Genomic DNA, 21,560 nt, shown 5'->3' with positions numbered 1-21,560 from the left:
TTGGGGACAGAGCCGAACGAGGCTCTTGTGCACATTCGGTGGTCGGCGGCAGCGAGCCCGGAGCCTCGAGGTTATGCCTGCCGAATCACACCGGGACAGTTGATGTTTCGCGGTATTGGCGCCTCTCCGAGAGCCTCTGTACAAGGCCCGACGACCGGCCACCACCGAATGTGCACAAGAGCCGTTAAATTGACAGACCCGCGTGGGTCAGAGGCCGAGCTCATCGGCACGGTCGGGCGTGGTGGAGGAAATGGCATTCGGAGGGACGGGCGAGGCCGATTCCTGGCGGGATGATGGTGTGCGGTCCTGGTCTTCGACGGCCAACTGCTCGGCGGACAGGTCGTCGCGTCGGGTCTGCTCGGCTTGGGCATCGGTGAGCCGGCGTTCGAGACGGGCGATTGCATCTGCGGTGCGCTTGTCTTCGCGGTGTTGACGTTCTCGTCTTTCAGCGGCTGCCAGGTGCGCGGCGGCGAGGTCTGTGGTGCGTTGATCAGGATCGGTTGCCTCATGCATGACGATGTCCCAATGCTCAGCGGGACCGGCTGCCAGGGTTGCGAGGCGTTGCGCTTCGGCGTGGGTGGCACGGGCGGTTGCTACCCCAGTTTCGAGTGTGCGCTGCGTCTCGAGGGCCTCGGCGAGTGCGGCGGTGGCTGCGCGTCGGTCGCTGCGGCGGCCTGTGGTGGTGTCGGTGCGTAGCTGGTCGGCGTTCTTGCGCGCCACGGAGAGGGCGTTTTCGGTCGCGCGCCGGGCATCGGCGGCGGCGCGCGCGGCGAGGATGGCCTGGTGGGCGCGTGCGAGGTTGGTGCGGCGGGTGTCGAACTGTTCGGTCGCGGTGGGCGCTTTCGGGAACGTGGTGGCATCCAGGGCGCTGCGGGCAGACGCGATCTGCGACGTGAGTAGCCGAATGTGTTCTTCTAGCTCGGCGGTGGGAATCTGCTGCAACGGGTTGGCCGGTGTCTGCGCTGGGTCCGGGGGCAGGTTCGGTGGCAATGGTCGGGTCGCCGGTGGGGTGGCGCCGATGTTGTCGGGTGCCGTGTGGTGTGGACGGTCTGTGCCTGGTTCGGTGAGTGGGTCGAGGAGTTCGGGATCGGCAGGTTCGGGTGGCAATGTGGTGGGGTCGAGGTCGGTGTGGCGGTGGATCGCTTCGACGCGCCAGGCCAGTGCTGTCGCGATTTCGTCGGGGCGTAGTTGACTCAGATCTCCGGGTTGGTTGCTGGTCAGCAGGTCGACGGCGGAAGCCAGGAGCGGCTGCGGCGCCCAGGCGTCGGGGTCGGCTTCCTCGAGGGCCGCGACCAGGTGCGGCCAGGACGGTGAGGCCATGACGTGCTCGGCGATCTCGGGGCCGAGAAGATCCCGCAGGGTAGTGATCCATTCCGGGCTCGAGTGCCGCCCTGCCGGTAGGCCGGTGTCGAGGGCGGCGGTTCCGATTCGGTCGTGCAGGCGCCACCAGAGTGCGGCGGCGGGCAATTCATCCGGCAGCGGGGCTTGTCCGGCGGCGTGGCGGAGCAGCGCGGTGACGTTGAGGCCGGCGCGGTCGGCGAGGTCGAGTCGTTCGGCCAGTACGGGCCAGAACGAGTCGGACACGATGCGGGGATCGATCTCCTGCACGGTGGGGGCCCAGCGGGCCGTGCCAGGGGTGAGATCGCCCAGGATTCGGGTGAGACGTTCGTCGAGGCGACGTTGACACCGACGTTCGACGATGCGGTAACGCTGCGGTCCGGTCGGGCGCCGGTCGTTGTCGGGCACGCGTTGAGCGGCCCGCCACACAGCGAGGTCGGCCAGCAGTGGCAGATGCCGTCCTGCGATGGGCCTGGCCCACAGTGGCGCGGTGGCGGGGGTCCAGCGCGCGGAGTCACGCCCGACGTGGCCGGCGAGTTCGCGGACGCGGGTCGCGCGGCCGGTCAGGCTCGGGCCGAACTCGGGATCGTCGCGCAGGGTGTCGGGGATGCCGGGCAGCCATGGTAGCGGTCCGGGCTGGGTGCTGTGACCGCCCGTTTCGTCGAGACGCCAGTCCAGGACGGCGGCCGGGTCCCGGGCGGGGTTGGCGGGGTCGTCCTCGAGGGGCCGGCGCGCGATCGCGGCGGCGAGTTCGGTAACGGGGTCGCGGTCGTCGACGGCGAGGAGGGCCAGATGCTTGCGCAGGGTCGGCCAGGCCGGTGCGCTGGTGAGCCCGGGGTGGAGGTTCTCGGCGCCACTATCGATGGCGGCCATGGTTGCCGGCCCGGCTCTGTGCTCGGCGGCGGCGCCGAGGGCGTAACTGTAGGTGTCGGCGAGCGGGCCGAGGCGTGTGTGCGGGTTGAACGCGTCGCGTTGCGCGGTGGTGGCGGACTTCTGCGCTCCGTCGTGGGCGAGGATGTCGGTGAGGAGGTCGACGGCGGTGGGTGGGGCGGCGGCAAGGTCGGTGAACAGCGACAGCTCGGTGCCGTCGAGGGTGGTGGTCACGTACCAGGTATTGCCGTGTTTACCGCGGGTAGCGGCGACGTAGAGCTGGTTGCGGGTGACCGACGGGGTGAACACGGCGTGGCAGGTGTGCGCGGTAACGCCTTGGGCGGTGTCGATGGTCGAGGCGTAGCCCAGGGTCGTGTCGCTGGTGAGGTAGTCGGCGGGGAGCCGGACCCGGCGGTGAGAGGCGAGGTGGGAGGCGGTGAGGCTGCCGTCGGTATGGATTTCGACGACCTGCCACCGGTAGCCGTTGCGGACGTAGTCGTTGCCGGCCAGCGTCAGACGCGGATCGTTGCGCCGGGTGCAGATGGTGTCACCGACCGAGGCGTGCAATCCGTCGGCGAGGTCTACTTCGCGATCGGGGTCCGGGGTGCCGTCGGCGGCGAGCCGGTCCGCGCGAGCACGCTGGTTGAGCTGTTGCACCAGGTCATGGGTGGGTGCCAGCATCACCGCGTCGTTGCCTGTGGCACGGTCGCGGTTCCAGGCGGTGTAGGCCAGGTCGGCGACGGTGGCGGTGTCACCGCTGCGGACCCGGTTCTTGTCCAGATAGAACGCGATTGCGGCGGGGTCGCCGTCACGCAGCGCCAGGGAGGCGGCGCCTTCGGTGCGGTCGGGAAACCGGATCACGTGCGAGAGGGACAGCGCGCCGACGGTTTCGGCGATATCGCGCACGACACCACCGGCCGCGACGGAGGTCAGCTGCTGATCGTCCCCGATCCCGCGGACCGTCGCGCCGCGCGCGAGCAGCCAGGTGACCGCATGGTCGAGGTGGCGGGTGCCGGCTTTGCCGATCTCGTCGATGATGACCAGGGTGCCGGGCCCGATGTCGTGCATCCATGGCGGCACCACCGTTTTCGCCCCACCGTCGGCGAGTACGGCATTGAGGGTGTGGGTGAGTTTGTCGATGGTGTGGACGGGGGCGTGGATGTCCTGGCCGAGCACCGCCGCGGCGCTGGCGGTCGGAGCCAGGCCCAGCACATTGCCGCCCTCGGAGCGCCAGGCGTTGGCCAGCACTTGCATGGCGGTGGTCTTCCCGGTACCGGCCGGGGCGATGGCCAGCTGGAATCTGTTGCCCGACAGCGCGAATTCGCGCACCAGGTCGATCTGACCGGCGGTAAGTTTGCGGTCGTCGGTGTTGTCGGGGTTGTTGTTGATGTCGAACTCGAGCAGCGCGATATCGACCACGGTCGGTGACAGGGTGCGGCCGCCGGTGAGTTTCGCGGCGGCGACGAGGCGATATTCGGCGGCCAGAACCTCAGCGGAGGTGTACTGGGTGGCTCCTTCGACGGTGAACACCGACGCGCCCGAGCGCCGCCGCAAGAGTCCGGGGTCGGTGAACATGTCCGGCTCGCGCCGGGGTATCGACTGATCCGGCCCCAGTGCCGCTGCCACGACGTCTGCGGTCACCGTGTCCCACTGGCCCGGGTCGACCCGGCCGCGGACGCGTCGCTCCACTTCGGAGCGCACGTGGGTGACCTGCCACGTCGCGCGCGACAGCGACACCGTGTCGATCACCTCGCCGGCGAGCGTGGCAATCCATTGCGGCGTGATCACCGGTCGCGGCACCGACGCTGGGTGCAGGGCGGCGGCGACCATGGCGGCAATCGCTTCATCGCCACCGAGCAGTGCGCGGGCTTCGGCCCGCCACGCTGCGCGCTGCTCGGCCAGGCTGCGGGGTTCGTGTTTGGGGTCCCGGGTTTCCAGAATCGCGCGCTGAGACAGCCGGTAGCTTTCTTCGGCGGTGGGTTCGCGGCCGTGCTCGAGCTGGAACAGGGTGGACAGCTCGCCGAGTCTGGCCACGATCAACTCGTCGCGGCGTGACCAGCGGCGGTTCAGTTCCGGTGCGACACCGATGATTTCGCGGACCGGCCGCTTGCGGGGATCGCGGCCGGGGCGCTCGGCGAATTCCAGCCCGAGTGTTGCCTGCAGGTGCATTTCCAATCGGGTGTTGTAGATCTCCGACACCGTGACCAGCGCCCGGTACAGCATCCGCGCGTCCAGGGTGCGCCACAAACCGTCTGCGGTCCGGACTCTGTTGGCGATGACGAAGTGCGTGTGCAGGTCGGGGTCGCCGGCGCGACTGTCCCTGTGGTCGAAGGCGGCGGCCACGAGGCCTTCCACGTCGACTTGGGCTACGCCGTTGGCGCCGAGGCGGGTACGGGCGACATGTTTCTCGAGGTAGGTGAGGGCATCACCGATGGCGGCATGATGGGCGGCCTCGATCGTCCGGGCGATTGGGCGGGGCGCGACCGCCCATAGCGTCGATACGCTCTTGACCGGCGAGAACGTGACGTCGAACCCGGCCACGGAGGTGGGCACGGTACGCGAGTTACGCGCGACCCATCCGGACAGTTCGCGGTCGGTGGACGATGGGCGGTCGTATTCTGCGGTGAACATCTCGGTGGCGATGGCGGTGCGGATCTGCGCGCGTTCTTCGTCGGCGATCCGGGCCTTCCACGGCTGGCCGCGTGCCTGGTTGTATTCGCCGTAAGAGACCGCGCACTTCTGGCGGAATTCGCTGCTGGGCTTCGGGATCCGGTACGGTATGCCGAGTTCGGTAGCCTTGAGCGCGATCTGTGCCGCAACCTCGCGGCTGGTTCCCTGAGCCATGTGCTCGGCCAGGATGGCTTTCTGCATGGCGTCGGCGTCGGGGTGGCGGCCTTCCCCGAACAGCGCCCGCATCTGGGTCTCGGTCACTGCCGTACCCGGCGCGATACCGAGGGCGGCCATCCCGGAACCCATCCATTGCCCGGGTGACTCCCCGCGCGAGGAGTAGTAGTCCTCCAGCGAGGATTTCCCCAGGGTGGTTGCGTCGTGCTTGGCCACCTGCTTGGTCAGATACGTGTAGCCGGATCCGGCCGCGAGCTTGTGAATGGTCGCCGTCATGACCACACACCTGTGGCGCACAGGGGATTTCGCCCCACACGATCGTGACCGCTACGATCACGTTCCCGGGCGTACGGGGCTGACGTCGGGGTGACGAGGCGGCAACCGGCAGGACTGCAACAGCATTCGGATGACGGCGGGTCGATGTGATGGCGTTGCTTCGCTGCACAGTTCCGCGCCGGCCGCAGGGCTGGCTGCGCCGATCGATCCAGGGAGGAAATTCTTCCGTCTACAGCTCCATGACAAACGCGAAATATGTTGCGTGTCAATATATTTCGCAGCCACTGTCAGTGGCCCCACCGCGAGTGGCGACTACTCGACATCTATCATGCCCCAGACCTGCGGAAATGACGCAATCCTAACGAAACCCATTGAGTGCGTTATTGTTTCGTGACCTGGATGCAAGAGGTATGTGGCGAAAAAAAAATTGGGTGTGGATGGGGGCGAGAGATAAGTGCGTTCGGGTGCGCGTGAGTGGTTGGTGCGGTCTGGGGCTGGTGCGTGGTGCGCGTGGGTGGATGGGTATGGGTGGGTGTCGGACGTCGGTCCGGCGGGCCGACGCGCGCGGGTCCGCCGGACCGGTCGGCCTACGCGGCTGCGGGCTGGGACTGCGGCGCGCTGGCGGGAACCTCGACGGTGAGCGTGCCGTCTCGGATTTCATCGATGAATCCGTCGTTACGGGCGAGAATATCGGCGTCGGAAGACATTCCGCCCAGCTCTGGGGGGTTCTCCTCGGACCCTGAGACCTGGGTATCGAGCATGACGGCCGGTGCGGGTTCGGGCGTCGGCTCGGGCGGCGCGGCGGTCTCCTGGGGCGGTAGGTAGGTCTTGGCTACCTCTTCGATGACGGTTCGGGCGCTGGGGCTCGAGAGTTGCCAGCGGCGGCGCAAGATAGCTCGGGCGGGCTTGGGGTGCCGTGTCGCGACGGTGATGCACCACGCGGCTACGTACTCCTCGAGCGTGGTCACCGGAACAGGTCGGCCATGCGCCATGGTCAGGAATCCGGGGCGGCGGCGGGAGCGGCATTCCCCGCACAGTCCGTCTTTCTTCTGCTTGTCGCGTTGCGAGCGTTCGCAAAAGCAACACACGCACGGCAACCCGAGCACTTCGCGGGCGGCGAGATAATCGATATCGTGCTGGTAGCCTGCGGGCTGCTCACGGGGGGTTCGCTCCTCGGCAGGCTCGGGGCCGCGTTCGGCCAAGTACGCCCCGGCCTGGACGTCTCCGTGGATACGACGCGCGTCGCGGGCGGTGGCTTGTCGGGGCGTCGTATAGCGGGTCTGGACCGGTGCGGCCGAGGCTGCGTCCTCGGGGGTGGCCGCATGCGGACGATAGGTACGCGGGTCCTGGCCTGGTGTGCACTGCGCGATCAGTGCCGCGTCGGCGGGGTTCATCCGCGCGAGATTGCCGAGTTTGCGGCGGGCAATATCGTACGGGTAGATCTCGAGAATGCGTACGCAGTGGGTTATTACCCATCGTTGCTCATGACTCACCCGGTCCAGCGCTTCGCCTGCGATCTCTCGTGCGCGCGCTATCCGGCCCGCTCCGACAAGATCGGCGATATGCGTTATCTCTATGACGGTCGGTGCCTGTTCCGCTGGCGCGGATACTGCGACGGACATAATTTCACACCCTCCGGTTACCGTTTCGGCTCACATTCCGGGCTTGACCTTCCCGAATTGCTCTTCAGCTTCTATTCTAGTCCACTACGGGAGAGAACAATTGATATTCAGCGTCCACAGAGAATGAATTAAGAGTGAATCACACCATTGCCCAACGGTTTTCATCACAGTTTTTCGGGGGTGTTCAAGACTGAAGCGAGCGGAGCTTCTTTTGCCCGCTAGGGCGCGGGTGCGCCCATGACGGGCAGGCCCCCTGGCCTGCCCGTTAGCGCCTGCGCGCGGTGTCGCAGAGGCTCCGGGATCAAGTTTTCGTGGTGGAACGCGCCTGAGCGTGCGCATGCGAATTTTCGCGCGATCACAAGCCGAAGTGAGACATCAATGAAACGCCGCGCCGGGAAATTCGTGTGCGCCGGGCGCGGGCCGCGACGAAAACTTGAGGCAGGAGGGGCGGCATCGACATAATGCAGGCGAGCCCGATGCGGGCACGACGCCGCCGGCGTCGGACGCGGGCGGCCACGCCCGCGCAGTCCAACGGCGGCGGCTGCCGCACACGCCGAGCGAGTCGGCAAGACCGTGACAGTCGTAGCAGTGCCAGTCGAAACACCGGGAAATAATCTAACCGTTCCTGGTCGGCGTACCGTATTTATTTGCATCGACTCGACGTGCAGTCGACTTTCCCTCGATACGCCGCCATTGCAACCAGCTGACTCCGAATGCCGATCCGATAAGGACAACCGATAATGCTGACGCACACCGGCTGCGTCCTCGCGGCGGTGGTGTGTGCGGGTGGTACGCGTCGAACGACGATGCCGGGTTGACGCGCCTCGTGCGCCGAGGGCACCGGATGACGCGTCTTCGGACGGGTGCGCGGTGACGCGCGCCCGAGAAGTACGCGTCCGGATTCCGCTGTTCCCGGCTGGCCCGGGACGCCCTGGAGGGCGGCGTCTACAGTGGCGGTGAGCGTCCGGTCGCGGGTCGTTACTGTCCCAGTGCCGGTCGGGCGCGGTGTCGGCGCGGTCTTGACCGGCCACTCGAACCCGCAAGGTTATGAGTGGCGAGCCTTCGTGCTTGCCGCGCCGACACATCTACCGGCCCGGGCGGCTATGGGGTGGTGGGCCCGAACCCGGCGGCGGATCGAACAACCGTCCGTATACCCGGGCAACGTCGTGCCCGGTGGCGGTCGAGATCAGGCGGGCCGAGTCGCCGAGCTGGCGGGCCCGGTGGGAGCCGGGTCGGGGATCGCGCCGACGGCGGCGTATCGGACGGTGTCGGAGTCGGCAGCGAAGGCGAAGCCACTGTGCCGGGCCCAGCCGCGCCGGGCGAGCACGGCATCGACCGCCTCGGGAGTGTCCCGCGGTACGACATCGGTGTCGGTGCGTCCTGCGTCCTGCCACAGCGTGAGAGTGCGAGTCTGGGAGTCGTACCAGACCATCCCTGCTGTCGCAGAGGAAGATTCGGGCACGACGGGAGCGTTACCGGTGATGTCCATGGGCGGTTCCCCTCTGGTGTGGGTTCGGTGTCGCAGCGGCTGGTCCACAGCCGCGGGCCGTCCGGCCGTCCCGAGGGTGCGGGACGGCCGGACGGGGATGAGCAGGTCAGGCTGCGGGGGCCAGCAACGACTCGTCCACGGCCGGGTGATCGGCGTCAGTGTGGGCCGAGCTGGACGGATCCCTGTCGTTCATCGGTTCCGGATGAGCAAGGACCCCGGCCGCGATCACGGCCCGCATGTGCTCCGGTGAACGCCGGTACTGCTCACGCAGCATCGCCTTCGCCACGGCCGGGTAGGTGATGGTGAGATAGGAGCAGAACGCCAAAATCTCGTCGCCCCACTCGTATCCGGGATCCAGTGCCGGGATGCCGGGCATCCCCGCGTCGCGGCAGCTGTCGCACAGGCCGTCATCGCTGCGGCCCTCACCGGTGCGAGGATCGCGCGGGCGCGCGTCGGCGACTGCGCGTTCGATGAAGCACGAGACACACCGCCACCCGAAGACCGGGTACATCGCGGCCTTGTCGAAGTCGATCCCGTAGCCCACCGGCACGTCGCGCTGCACCGCGTAGGCGGGCCTGGTCGCGGGGGTGTCGGTGTCGTCACGCACCGGCAGGTGCTCCGGGTCGTCGTCCTGCATATAGCGGGTGGCGAAGTACTCGAGCACCTCGCGGGGTTCCTCGACGCACGGCCGCCGAGCAGCACGCCGGGCCTCGAGTCGCTGCGAGTCCGTCGACGCAGCGTCCTTAGTGGCTCGGCTGGGCCGACGATAGAACTCGTCCCGCTGCTGAAGCCGGACTCGCCGTGGTCCGGCGGACGGGTCGGTGTCGTCGAACCAGTCGGACTCCCGCGCGGTGGTCACCGGCTCGCTGGATTCTTCGGTCGAGACCGTGCGCGGTGTGTAGGCGGGCGGGCAGTACAGCTGCGGGTCACTGTGCGGCACGCACAGCTCGAGCAAGCGCCGATCGTGCGGGCGCGTACTCCACATCGTGCGCAGGTCGGCCAGCGCCACGGTGTAGAAGTCGCCCTCGAAGATCCGCACCATCTGCATCATCAGAGCGATTTCGTCGGGTTCGGCGATCTCGGCGATGGCCTGGGCGAATTGGCGGCGGGCGGCGGCCGGATCACCGGCGTCGAACAAGCCGCCCGTGGCGGTGATGGCCTCGGTCAGCGTCATGGACTGCGACATCGGAAAGGTCCCTTCTGCGGGAAGCGAATGCCCCTCCGGCACACGCAGATACCGGAGGGATGGGCGGCTGGTCGCTCGACCAGCCGAGGGGCGTTGGACCGGGTTGTGGTGCCGCACCGGAGGGAACGCGCCGGGGCGTGCGCGGCCGGATTTCCGCGCAGACCACACGATGTGGGCGATGGCTGGGTCATCGCGCCCGGAAATGCGGTTGCGCCGGGCGTGGGCCCTCGGGTGTGGCACCACGACCCGGTAGCCCTCCGGCTGGCTGGTCGAGCGACCGGCCGAACAGCCCGGCCCCCACCACCACCTCCCTTGTCGTCACAGAGTCGAAGGACGCAGGGGCGCAACGAGCCCCTCGAGAAGTCGTGGCCACCGCGCTCGGCGCTGGGCCCGCTCTCGCGAGAGCGGGCCAGGCCGCGGGCCGATCAGAACGGCGGTTCGTCGTCCTGAGCTCGGGCTCCCACTCCGGCGAGCGCGGGGCTCTGCGCGGCGTTCGCGTTCTGCCACGGATCATCGCTCGCGGCCGGAGCCGACGGAGCCGATCCGCCGTTGCGGGTGATCTTGGTGACCTGCGCGGTCGCGAACCGCAACGACGGGCCCATCTCGACGACCTGGAGCTCGACGGTGGTGCGCTTCTCACCCTCGCGGGTCTCCCACGTCCGCGAGACCAGCTTGCCGGTGACGATGACCCGCGCGCCGCGCACGAGGCTCTCGGCAACATTCTCCGCGGCCTCGCGCCAGATGTTGCACCGCATGAACAGCGCCTCACCGTCCCGCCACGAATTGGTGGCACGGTCGAAAACCCGCGGCGTCTGCGCGACAGTGAAATTCGCGACGGCCAGACCACCGGGGGTGAACCGGATCTCCGGATCCGCAGTCAGGTTCCCGATGATGGTGATATAGGTTTCCTCAGCCATGATGGCACTCCTTCGATAATGTTTCGACACAAGGGGATTCGCGTCGGAAGTCGGCGCGGCAAACTCACACACGACCGGGCCGCACGGGACGCGCCGCGAGTGGGACGAACAATGGAAATCACGGTGACGAGAGAAGCGAACGCGCGCACTGCGCGATCACCGTGGATCACACCGCTACCACCGGGAGCTGCCCGTTCCCATCGCGTTATCCGTCAGATACGCCACGAACGGCGGGCTCTGGTCACCGTGGGTCCGCCCGCGCTGCGTTGTGGTCGCAGCACGGCATCGCGGGCGAGTATCCGTTGTGGCGATGATTGCACCAGTGCGCTTCGGGCACAACGAATTCCGAGGTACTGCGCTGATCCGCACGGCGCTGGCAGCGAATCGAGAGCCACGTGCTGCTGTGGCCGGATCGTCTCGGGGCCGGGCACTCCGCGCACGGTATTGCGCGAGCGGGCAGTGCACCGAGCCACGTCGGGGATTTGGTCCGAGTGGCTTCAGAAGGGGGGCTCGTCGTCGAGGCGGTTCTGAGCACGGTGATAGTCCGTGGCGAGATGATTGACGATGATATCGAAACGCTCGGTGAGAACGTCGCGGAGCCAGGTGCGCAAATCGGGTCCGGTGCCGGGTTCGCTTTCGATGGGCGCGTCGATACTGAAAAGGCCAGCCCCGGAAAACCTCAACTCGAGTGTATGTGGCGCGGGACTGAGATCGATGGTGACGTGACGGTCCCAGTGGTCGGTGTCCTGGAAATTCATGACTCTCATTTCGACGAGTGGTGTGCGGAGGTGGTGCTGGATCGTCCGAAGAGACGAGGGCCGGTGACGATGTCGCGCTGGTGGTCCAGCAGCCGTACCTGCTCGGTCACGGGTTCTCCGGAACAAACCTGGAGGGGCGGACCATGGGCGGTCCACCCCTGGCAGTCGGGATCAGAGGGCGGGAAGGTCGGACCCGGTTCCGGTGTCGATGCTCGTGCGGCGAGTAGTGACGTCCACAGTGATGACAGGTCGCCGCCGCGCGTTGTAGGCCAATGTCGCGACCGTGCCGCCGCGGGTGATGCGCCGGTCTCGAACCGCGATGACCACGTCGGCGTCGCCGATCTTCTTGGGGGAAGCGGGATCTGTTGCGTGACGTGGTGTCGCGGACACTCCGGCGGGGTTTTGCGACGGTTCTCTGGGGTGTGTAGCTCTGTGGCTTCGCGTTGTTCGACTACGGAGTGGAGGGCGAGTGCGAGCGTTTCTGGTTCGAATGCCGTCAGGCGGCCGCTACTGGACGGTGATCGACGATAAGTACGTCGTGGAGCCGGTCGCGGACCAGTATCTGAGGGAGTTGCGATTCGGCCGTGACAGGGCCGAATCGACGACGAAGGCGTACGCGGAGAGCGTGTCGCTGTATCTACGGTGGTGCAGCGGCACGGGACGCGAGTGGCGCACCGCCGCACGCGACTTCGGCTTGTTCATGGTGTGGCTGAAGTACACCCCGGCCCGTCTTGGGACGGTCGTGATGGGTCCTGGAGCGGCTCCGGTGCGCGGGGAGTCGCGGATCAACAAGATCCTCACCGCGGTGCGTGGCTTCCTGGTGTTCGCTGTGGTGGCCAAGGAAGCCGAGAGCTGGGTGATGGAACAGTTGTACGAGGTGGCCGACATCCGGGACCTGCCGTTGGTCGCGCAGGGAGAATCCAGCGCGCTGAGGCAGCGGTTGCGGGCGCGGCATCATGTCCACGAACCGGAGACCGTGGTGGACCGTGCCACCGATGCCGAGATCGTTGCGATGTTCCGGGTGTGCCGGTCAGCGCGTGATCGGCTGATCGTTTTGCTGCTCGCCCGCAGCGGCTTGCGCCGTGGAGAGGCCGCGGGGTTGCGACGCTCGGATCTGCATCTGTTGCCGGACAACTCGGTGCACGGCTGCCGGATTCTGGGCGCGCACCTGCATGTCGTCCGGCGTGAGAACCCGAACGGAGCATGGGCGAAATCCCGGTATGGGCGCGCTGTTCCGCTGGACTTCCTCACGGTTCGCGCGCTCGATCTCTACCTGATCGAACGTGGCCGACTGGCTGCCGCAGTGGCCTGTGACTTCCTACTGGTGAATCTGTTCCGGAAGCCGCTGGGCGCGCCGTTGAGCGTCGATGCGGTCAACGAGCTGTTCGAAACCCTTTCTCGCCGTGCCGGGTTGGACCGGACAGTGACCCCGCATCAAGGCCGCCACGGGTTTGCCAGCAATCTTGCTGACGCAGGGGCCATGCTCGACGAGATCCAGGTGCTGATGGGCCATGCCAGCCCGACCTCGTCGCAGCCGTACCTGCACCCGTCTGCCGAGCGGTTACGCGCCGCGGTCGAGCGGGTACCTTCGCCGCGGGAACTGATGGAGGAGCTGCGGTGACACCCTCCCAGGCGGCCATCGCCCCCACCGTGCCCGCAGTCAGCGATGACAGCGTCGAAGTGCTGTGGGCGGCCATCGGGCCAGAGTTTCTGTCGTTGATCGGGTGGTCCAATGACACTTGCGTCGTGCGTCTTCCACGAGACCACCCTCTGCTGGGCTGGCCTACGTGCGCGGTGGCGAAATGTGATCAGTACGGGTTGTCGGGCAACGGGCTGTGCGCGTCGTGCAACCTTCGTTGGAGAAAAGCAGGCATGCCGGCGGTCGAGGAATTCACGACGATCGAACGTATCCGGTTGCGTGAACAGACGATCCAGAAATGCCTCGTCCCGGCATGCGAGCGGCCGTGGGTCACCTCGAAGGTCGCACTGTGCGGCACCCATCACTGGCAGCGGCGGAACAAGGTCGTGCTGCCGCTGGAAGAGTTCGTGGCTCACCCGGACATTGTGGGGCTGAAGGGATTCGGCCGATGCGACGTTGCCTCGTGTGTTCGTGACAAGACCGACGGCGGGCCGTACTGCCACTTGCACAAGATGCGTCGCCACGAACAGCGTCGTAGGTTCTCGGCGGCGGGCAACCGGCTCGAAGATTGGGATGAGCGATGGTGGTGTCGGACAGCGCCGAGCGTCGCCGTCCTGGGTGAGGTCAGTCTGCGGGGCCTGCCCGATCGTGTCGTCGCCGAGATCTTGTACGGCGTGCATCAGCGGATTGCGCGGGGAGTGAAGACTGCTCCGCACGTGATTCGTCGGCTCGGAGACTGCGCGCGGCAGGTGGAGTGCGGCTCACTGGCGGACCTGGATCCGGGGGTCCTCGGTATGGATACCAGAGCCGTGCACCGGAAGCTCCTCAAGGACGTTGCCCGCAGTCTGCGCCACCCCGACACCGAGCGGCTGAAGGACGAATGGGACGTGACGGTCTTCGGCGGCACCGGCACGCTGCATTTCACCGGCATCCTCCAGCCGTGGCTGCGGGAGGCATCGAAGATATGGGCCTGCGACGAGCTCCCGCAACGCCGCGGTCGGCAGCGCACCAACAAGATCCGATACGACCTTCGCGCGATCGGAGTGCTGTCACACAGCCTGCACCTGCAGCGTATCGACCAGGGCGCGGTCCCGGGTGCGCTCGGGCGGGCGGACATTACCGCATTCCTGAACCGGATGGCCTACCTGCAAGCTAGCGGGGCCGTCAGTGCTCATCAGCGGACAGGTTGGGTCCGGCGGCTGCGGGTGATCCTGCAGAGGATGCGCACGCTGAACCTGGCCGGAGCCGGGCAGCCGCTGCACGGGCTGCCGGAGGACTTCGCGCTCATCCCTGGCGACGTTCCCAAGGACCCGGAAACCGAGACCGGCAAGGATCTTCCGGCTGAAGTGATGCGTTTCCTGGCCGGCCGCCTCGGCGGATTGGAGAGGGCCAGTTGCCCCGAGATCCGCGTCGCAGTAGAGATTCTCATCGACACCGGGCGCCGGCCCGCGGAGATCTGCGAACTGGGCCTCGACTGCCTCGACCGGGACGAGCAGGGAAAGCCGGTGCTCATCTACGACAACTTCAAAGCGAACCGGATCGGGCGGCGTCTGCCGATCACCGAGCAGACCGCAGCGCTGATTGTGCTGCAACAGCAGCAGATCCGCGCACGCTACCCCGACGAACCTGCCAAGCACGTGAAACTTCTGGCGGCGCCGACGAAGAACCCGCACGGCCAGCGGGCGGTCACGAGCATGTGGGTATCCCAGCGACACCGCGAATGGATCGATGCGATGCCCGAGATCGAGGTCCCCATGACCGTCGAGATCGACGGCAAGCAGGTACGGACGATGGTGCCCTTCGATAAGAGCCGAATCATCCTTTACGCCTACCGACACACCTACGCACAACGCCACGCCGACGCTGGCGTTCCCGTCGACGTCTTGCGTGAGCTGATGGACCACCGGCAGCTCACAACTACCCAGGACTACTACCGAGTCGGCGAGAACCGCCGCCGTGACGCGATCGAGCGGGTCACCAGTATGCAGTTCGATCGAAGCGGCCACCGCGTCTGGCGAGAAGCACAGACCCTACTTGATGATGAACACCTCCGGCGCGCTGTAGGTGAGGTCGCTGTGCCGTACGGCACCTGCAGCGAACCTAGCAACGTCGCCGCCGGAGGCCACGATTGCCCGGTCCGGTTCAGGTGTGTGGGCTGTGCGCACTTCTCGACAGACGTGTCCTACCTGCCGGATCTGGAGTCCTACTTGGCGGACCTGTTGCGTAGTCGCGAACGCCTGCGTGGCGCGTTCACTGCGGCCGACAGCTGGGCCAAAGCCGAGGCCATGCCGTCGGACGAGGAGATCACCCGCATCCGGCGGCTGATCTCCCGGATCAACGCCGACATCGACGAACTGTCCGTCGAGGACCGCGCCGAGATCGAGGACGCGGTCGGCGTCGTGCGCCGCGCCCGCAACAACATCGTGGGCCTCGGCCTGCCGAAGATCAATCAGCCCCTGTCCGATACCCGCCCGAACAGGACCGCATAAGCCATGGCCGACACTATGACTCAGGGACGACAGGCAGACTCCGCCAGGCGCAGACAACGAGTTGTCAAGGCGCTCAACATTGCTCGCGGCGACGGCGACGACATCAGTGTGTCGGCGATCGCCCGCGCCGCGGGCGTCGACCGCACATACATCTACCGCCACCGCGACCTGCTCGCACAAGTCCACGCAGCCCAAACCGCGCCGCGACAAGACGGCGCGGCTGCAACGTCGGTGACTGCGGCGTCACTGCGGGCGGACTTGGCCAACGCCGAGGCCCGCGTCGCGCGTATGGCTGGTCACAACAAGCAGCTGGAAAAGCGGCTGTCCGAGCTGCTGGGGGCTGAGGCTTGGCGGGAGTCGGGGCTCGGAGCCCCGGCCGATATCGATCAGCTGCAGCGCCAAGTTGTGAACCTGGAACAGCAAGTTACCGAACTGAGAGGACAACTTCGGGAACGGGACCAGGAGCTCGATGCGGCCCGCGCGGCGAACCGGGAGCTGTTCGCCGGAATGAACAAGCGACGCTGACCGTTTGGGCAGCTACGGGTGCCCCGCCGGGTCGTCGTGCACGGCAGGCGCCGCTCACGACGACCCGCCGGGGCGCCAGATCACGCTCGGCATTTCGCCGAGCCGAACCTACCCCGTCAGGCGATCCACCCAGTCACGACCAGCGTTCAGGTAGTCGGCGAGCATCCCCATGGTCGGGTTTCCATGAAAAGCCTGATCGTCGTCCAGCGCATCGGCGGGAATGTCCGGGCTGGAGCTCGGCACACCGATCCGAAGGAACTTCATCCGCTCGCTGGCGGGGTTGCAGACGCCAGCGGTGCAGGGCCGGCCGGCGAAATAGTGCGCGGCACGCTCGGCGATCACATCCTGAAACCGGTCCGGATCCAGCGCGACGACAGTGTCGCGCACCCACGAGTATTCGCCCTCGGCACCGAACTGCGGGTCGTCCCGAAGAGTCATCGCGAACTGGAACATGACCTCGGTGTGGGGATCTACGCCGTTTCCGGAGGTCCACGTTCGATAGAGCGACGCGATGTGGCGTGCGTACTCCTGATCTACGAGTTCGGTGTCGCCAGCCCGCAGCTTCGTGACGATACGCGGCACGGACCGCCGCGGATCGAGCTGGTCAAAGGTCTCCTGACGGATCGTGGAACCGCTCACCGATACCCGTTGCCGCGTCCGTCGTTCCAGCGGACGTTTGACGCGGAGGAAATCCTCCTGATGACCCGATCGTGCGATCAAGTCGATGGACCAGTCCACACAACGGCCGGCGTGCTCGCCGACCCGAACATGGAGCTCAGCTTCCGCGGGACCCCGGATGGGCCCAAGGACACCGACGAACTCGTTGTAGACGGTGCCCGCAGGAACCCGATAGCGCCCCGCTGCCCCGCCTGTCCGCGCCTGAGCGCGTTTCCTAGCCATACCCAGCTCCTCACACCTGGCATGCCGTGCCGGCGGCCCTGATCGATATCCGACCGATCTGGACCATGTGAGGTAGGTTCGGGCTGCACGGACCAAGTGCTACCGAACGAGCCTCATGCCGGTTGCCCCGGTTGGGGCTCGTTCCTGTTCAGGAGAGCCTGCCTGGCACTTGAACACTACACCTGGGGTCTGACAGATTTCCTGAACACGACATGTTGTGTCTGCCAGCGTTCTCCAGGCAATTGCCGAGAACTCTTGTCGACAGCCACCGAGGTTGCTTGTGGGCAGCCGGTAGTGGACCATCGGCACTGTCGACATCCCGGTGGCGCGTGGCTGGTCTGGGCTCGGGTGCGCTGCGCTCAGAGCGGGTCGGTGATGAGGGTGAATGCTCCTGTGGTGGTGAGGATCAACGCGCCGATGACCAGGAAGACGACGGGGACCAGCCAGTGACTGACCCGACCCAGGGCTGTGACCACGGCCCGGTGAGAGCGAGCAGTGCGCCGAGTCCGCACCACACGCCGACCAGCACCAGGAACCCGAGCGCGGTACCGATCGCGCCGAGTACCGGCAGGCTGCGGACCAGTGGGGTGAACACGCCGATGTTGTCGGCACCGTTAGCGAAGGTGACGGCGGCGATGCTGGTCGCGGTCGACGCCAGCGCAGGCCGGGAATCCTTGTCGGTGCGGCGTAATCGCCACAGGCCCCAGAGCCCGAAGCCGATGGGTACGAACCCGAGCAGTCCGACCCAGCGATCGGGCACGGTGTGCAGTCCGGCGGCAGCGGCCAGGGAGATGCCGACGATGGCGGTGAAGCCGATGTACTGGCCGGTGATGATGGTGGCCGGTCGTGGTTTCCGGGTGGCGCGGCTGGTGGTGAATAGTGCGGTGACGATGATCAGGTCGTCGACGGTCGTCGCGATGAAGGCGACGAATGCGGCCACCAGTAGGGAAACGGTCACGGGGCTCCATAACCGAGGTCGCGGCCCTGGCGCCCCGATGGGTGGTTGCGGCCGGATTGCTATGGCGGCCAATTGGGTCCGCGGTGGCTTGCCACCGATAGGGAATCCGACTGGCCCTGAGAATCTCTGCGCCAGCAGTTCAGCGACGGCGTGTATCGGGGCGCGGCACGTCGCGAGGAGCGCTCTCGACCCGTCGATGCAGGTTGTGAGACCGCCGTGAGGGCAACCGCGACACCTGTTGCGATCTGATACTCTCCGTGAAGATCGCTGAGCTGCACAAAGGCCCACGTTTGCAACCCATTCCGGGTGGTTTCCCCAGAGAACCGATCATGACCTCGTTGCGCGCGAACAGAAACCGCGTGTGGGCGGTGGCCCCGATAGTGAGCGTTCGGTCGGCGGCGGCGAGCAACCGGCGGTGGTCGGCCTGCTGGGCGGGAGTCCACCGGTCGGACTGGCCGGGGAACGGTACGTATGCCCACAAACTCATCCCGCCGGTCTGCTGGACCACCTCGGCCCACCAGGTGTCCGCGCCGGTGGCCATACCACTGCACCCCACGGTGGTGGCGTGCTGGGTGTGAAGTCTGCGGGTGACACGCGCGAGTTCGTCTCGGACCCAGTCGTGTACGCCGGGGTCCAGAAGGTGCTCCCGGTGGCCGGTCAAGGCAGCGCGGGGCCAGTGCACCGCCGGGTCCAGCCCGCGCAGTCGGGTGCGGGTGCGCATCAACTGCCACCCGAGTTCGTTGCCGCCGGTGGCCGCTAGGTATCCGGGCCGCTGCCAGCGTCCCCACGTTCCGTCACGCCAGGTGTTGCCCTCGATCAGCAGCGCATCACCGGTCGCGGTCAACCGGTCGGCCATCGCCGCGACGGAGAACTTCGAGGCGAGAATGTCGCGCATCGCTTCGAACCGCACGCGACGGTCCCAGCCGGGCCGCAACGGGACAGCTCGCCCGGCAGCCTTGGCGGCCCTGGGAGTAGCCGATTCGCGGATCGCGGCGCGTTGAGCGAGGTCCAGGGTTTTCGCTGCGGCGAAGGCGTGCTCACCGGACGGATACTCCACCTCGTCGTAGACAGCGGGGTGGTCGGAACAATTCGACAAGAAAAAGAACTCGTCGCGGAAACTGTCGATGACATTCACGGTCTCGGACTCCCTCGAATTACACATCACCTGGCGGGGTGTGGATGCGTGGATGCTGCGCCGGATGGCGTTGAACCGACCTGCGGCCCGATGGCGGATGCGACGCGGCGAAGCGGTGCGCAGCGCCCTGGGTGGTCAGGGCGAGCACGTGGGATTCGCAGTAGGCGCGATCAGGGCACACGGTGGTCGCATGTGCTGGCCGGTGCCGGCGCAGCCGCGATGACGACGTGCATCGTTGCGGCGGAGGGCGGCACGGTGACGATGATCACGATGTGCGTATCGGCTGGGGTGGCGCCGCGTTCGTTGCGGGGATCGAGGTCGCATTCGCATCGCGCAGCAGCCAGGCGAGAAGTACGGCGGCGACGAGCGCGGCGACCGAGAGGGCCGTGAGCGGAATCTCGGCGGGGATCATGGCGATTCGGTCGGATCCTCACATCCATCGACGTGTGCCGCTGGAGCGGGGGGCGGGCCGGTGATCGGGCAGTTCAGACCGTCACTGCGGCGTGGGCGGCGATCAGGGCATCCGAGGCCAGCAGCCGCCCGACGAAACCGGGAGCTGTGGCCGGGTGTGGATACCATGCTTCGGCCCGGCGGTGCGGGTGCCGGCGCGCGTCGGCGTCCACCGCGGGGTCCGTGTCGGGGCGGAACACCCGCAACCCGCCCGCGTCGACGGCGAGACCGGACCCGACAGCGTCATTGAACTGAACGCGTGCGGCCTCCTCGATCAGGACCACACGGGCCAGTCCCGCGCACGAGCGGGCCGTCTCGGCCGCGATGTCGGCGAGGTTGCTGCGTTCGCGGCGCAGCCGGGCGAACAGTTCGGGCTCGCTGCTGAGCACGACCACCGGGATGCGGCGCTCGAAGTCGGTCACCTGTGCTGCCAAGGCTTCTCCCCCGTCCTGGCCACGGACGACGGTGGGCGACACCGAGAGCGGATCATCGGCGAATCGTGGCCGCACACCGCGCGCGATCAACTGCTGCACCAGCCACGGCGAGGAAAGATAGTCGTGCCGATCCTCGCCACTGCGGTGCACATCCACCGTGAGCCATCCCGACGGCGGATCGTCGGACCGATCGCGGCTGCGTATCGCGGCGACCTCGGTGGTCTCCCGGGTGCCGTCCGGCAGGGTCTCGGTCAGGCATGCCCGGAACGACAGTCGGCCAGGCGATTCGGAGGTGTGCCGGGAGGACTGGAGAAACCCGTACGCTGCGTCGGATTTCACCTCGACCCATGCGTCGAAGACCTCGTCCGCCAACGCGCAGACATTCTCGGAGTCATCGATCCAGGACGCAGTGAACAAGTGAGGCATGAGAATCACTCCATGTCGAGGTGAATAGGCGATACAGCGGGCAGCGTCGGCGGTCAGGCGATCGCGGTCATCGCAGTCGGGACGCGGCGTGACGTCTGGACAGGTCGATCGCGCGAGCGATCTGGGCGCTGGTGAGGTCGGGGGTCTTCACCAGCGTCATCAGCTCTCTCTTCTCGTCGGCGGTTAGGGGCTCGCCCTCCGTGCCGACCGTGGATGGAACCGATTGCGATGCATCGTCTGTGGTGCTCATGGCGTACTCCTGACCGAAGGTCGAGTAGGGCCGGTCATCGACGGCTCCGCGCACGGCCGAGTGGCGTGCGGACCCAGCGAGCAGGACGGTGCGAGGCAGACCGTGACCGGCGGCCCGGCCGCTGGACATGGTGGAGGTGCGAGAACCTCTGGTACGGAGAAGATCTCGCGCACGGCGGCCGAACCGAAGCCTCACAATTGCGCACCTGGACGAGGTGGTATGTGGGAGACGGGCCTGCCGGAGGGCGGTGGCGTGTCACCGCTGCGGCGAGGGCACGCGGGAGCGGATCGCGCGCGTGGTGGGCGCGGGGTCCACCAGCCACGCGAGCGTAGGTCGGGGCCGTTCATGCCGATGTAGGCGCGAAGGCTGCCGGATTCGAGGGGAGTCATCCTCCATTGCGGCAGATCGCGGTTCCATTCGTGCGCGGTGGCGAGGTGCCCGTCGCGGAACCCGGCCACGATCGGGTCCCAGGCCGATTCGCGCGTCGGGTTCCAGATCGTGGCTGTTTGGACGATGTGCGCGATGTCCTGCCTCTCGGTGGTCGTCAGCAGAGGCCAGATCCCCGAGGTGTAGAACGCCGGCCAGGCGGTCCACCGGCGCACCGCGAACGTCTGCGGGACGGCACGCAGGGTGCGCCGGCGGACCAGGAAGATGCGCGGCGCGGTGAAGTTGCGGCGCGCGGCGTTCCACTGCTGGGTGTACGGGTTGAGGCTGCGTGTGTAGTAGCGGTCGAATCCGTTGCGGCCCTTGTCCATCCACGACAACATGGTGGTTCGGGTGAGCCCGTACCGGTGGTCGCGATCGATGACCGCTGAGGACTCGTCGGTATGGTCCCGCAGCACCTCGGTCACCACACGACGCACGTCCGCGGTGCCACGGTGGCACGGCGCGCGACCGTGCGGCCGGGGCTCTGGATGATGTGGGATGCTCGTCTGGACGGTCATCAATTCCGCTGTGCAACTGTGGATGATATGAGCCGAGACACTGTGGTTCGCATCACTGGGCCCGTGGCCGTTATCGGCAGCGTCGGTGAGGGGCGGGCCCGCCTGGTGGC

General features: G+C 67.1%; 17 protein-coding genes. 3 read left to right on the top strand and 14 right to left on the bottom strand.

Annotation, left to right across the window (positions count from 1 at the left end):
* Positions 1–207: 207 nt before the first annotated feature.
* The 7 genes from mobF to LBW94_RS19560 form a co-directional block, all read right to left on the bottom strand.
* Positions 208–5,328, bottom strand: a complete 5,121-nt coding sequence (gene mobF / locus LBW94_RS19590; protein WP_225061394.1) for a MobF family relaxase — start codon at positions 5,326–5,328, stop codon at positions 208–210.
* A 587-nt stretch (positions 5,329–5,915) separates the two neighbouring features.
* Complete coding sequence (locus LBW94_RS19585; RefSeq protein ID WP_225061395.1) at positions 5,916–6,950, bottom strand: hypothetical protein; 1,035 nt, start codon at positions 6,948–6,950, stop codon at positions 5,916–5,918.
* A 1,186-nt stretch (positions 6,951–8,136) separates the two neighbouring features.
* Positions 8,137–8,412, bottom strand: a complete 276-nt coding sequence (locus tag LBW94_RS19580; RefSeq protein WP_225061396.1) for a hypothetical protein — start codon at positions 8,410–8,412, stop codon at positions 8,137–8,139.
* Between the two features lie 133 nt (positions 8,413–8,545).
* On the bottom strand, positions 8,546–9,625 hold the full coding sequence (locus LBW94_RS19575; RefSeq protein WP_225061397.1) for a hypothetical protein: 1,080 nt from the start codon (positions 9,623–9,625) through the stop codon (positions 8,546–8,548).
* Positions 9,626–10,050: 425 nt separating this feature from the next.
* Positions 10,051–10,542, bottom strand: a complete 492-nt coding sequence (locus LBW94_RS19570) for a single-stranded DNA-binding protein (RefSeq protein ID WP_225061398.1) — start codon at positions 10,540–10,542, stop codon at positions 10,051–10,053.
* Between the two features lie 497 nt (positions 10,543–11,039).
* Positions 11,040–11,300, bottom strand: a complete 261-nt coding sequence (locus LBW94_RS19565) for a hypothetical protein (RefSeq protein ID WP_225061399.1) — start codon at positions 11,298–11,300, stop codon at positions 11,040–11,042.
* A gap of 171 nt (positions 11,301–11,471) precedes the next feature.
* A complete protein-coding gene (locus LBW94_RS19560) occupies positions 11,472–11,690 on the bottom strand; it encodes a hypothetical protein (protein ID WP_225061400.1) in 219 nt (72 codons plus the stop codon).
* 79 nt (positions 11,691–11,769) lie between these two features.
* On the opposite strand from LBW94_RS19560, the gene LBW94_RS19555 reads away from it, so the two are divergent.
* The 3 genes from LBW94_RS19555 to LBW94_RS19545 are packed head-to-tail and all read left to right on the top strand — an operon-like array spanning position 11,770 to position 15,953.
* Positions 11,770–12,921 carry a tyrosine-type recombinase/integrase gene (locus LBW94_RS19555; RefSeq protein ID WP_225061401.1) on the top strand — a complete coding sequence of 384 codons (1,152 nt, stop codon included), beginning with the start codon at positions 11,770–11,772 and terminating at the stop codon, positions 12,919–12,921.
* Complete coding sequence (locus tag LBW94_RS19550; protein ID WP_225061402.1) at positions 12,918–15,428, top strand: site-specific integrase; 2,511 nt, start codon at positions 12,918–12,920, stop codon at positions 15,426–15,428. Before LBW94_RS19555 ends, LBW94_RS19550 begins: the two co-directional genes overlap by 4 nt.
* A 3-nt stretch (positions 15,429–15,431) precedes the next feature.
* Entirely contained in the window at positions 15,432–15,953 is a 522-nt protein-coding gene (locus LBW94_RS19545) for a DUF6262 family protein (RefSeq protein ID WP_225061403.1), read from the top strand.
* A gap of 108 nt (positions 15,954–16,061) precedes the next feature.
* On the opposite strand, the gene LBW94_RS19540 is transcribed toward LBW94_RS19545, so the two are convergent.
* The 7 genes from LBW94_RS19540 to LBW94_RS19510 form a co-directional block, all read right to left on the bottom strand.
* On the bottom strand, positions 16,062–16,853 hold the full coding sequence (locus LBW94_RS19540) for a hypothetical protein (RefSeq protein ID WP_225061404.1): 792 nt from the start codon (positions 16,851–16,853) through the stop codon (positions 16,062–16,064).
* Between the two features lie 406 nt (positions 16,854–17,259).
* A complete protein-coding gene (locus LBW94_RS19535; RefSeq protein ID WP_225061405.1) occupies positions 17,260–17,811 on the bottom strand; it encodes a cadmium resistance transporter in 552 nt (183 codons plus the stop codon).
* A 139-nt stretch (positions 17,812–17,950) separates the two neighbouring features.
* Positions 17,951–18,946, bottom strand: a complete 996-nt coding sequence (locus tag LBW94_RS19530) for an NADAR domain-containing protein (RefSeq protein WP_225061406.1) — start codon at positions 18,944–18,946, stop codon at positions 17,951–17,953.
* A gap of 265 nt (positions 18,947–19,211) precedes the next feature.
* Positions 19,212–19,358, bottom strand: coding sequence for a hypothetical protein (locus LBW94_RS19525; protein WP_225061407.1), 147 nt, complete (start codon positions 19,356–19,358; stop codon positions 19,212–19,214).
* Between the two features lie 73 nt (positions 19,359–19,431).
* A complete protein-coding gene (locus LBW94_RS19520) occupies positions 19,432–20,256 on the bottom strand; it encodes a hypothetical protein (protein WP_225061408.1) in 825 nt (274 codons plus the stop codon).
* Positions 20,257–20,323: 67 nt separating this feature from the next.
* The gene (locus LBW94_RS19515) at positions 20,324–20,506 is read right to left on the bottom strand and encodes a hypothetical protein (RefSeq protein WP_225061409.1); all 183 of its coding nucleotides are present in this window, start codon (positions 20,504–20,506) and stop codon (positions 20,324–20,326) included.
* Positions 20,507–20,697: 191 nt separating this feature from the next.
* On the bottom strand, positions 20,698–21,360 hold the full coding sequence (locus LBW94_RS19510; protein ID WP_266271529.1) for a hypothetical protein: 663 nt from the start codon (positions 21,358–21,360) through the stop codon (positions 20,698–20,700).
* Positions 21,361–21,560 lie beyond the last annotated feature (200 nt).

This window comes from Nocardia sp. alder85J (assembly GCF_020176955.2).
Lineage (GTDB): Bacteria > Actinomycetota > Actinomycetes > Mycobacteriales > Mycobacteriaceae > Nocardia.
Note: the sequence above shows the minus strand (reverse complement) of the source record. Positions and strands in the feature narration are given on the sequence as shown.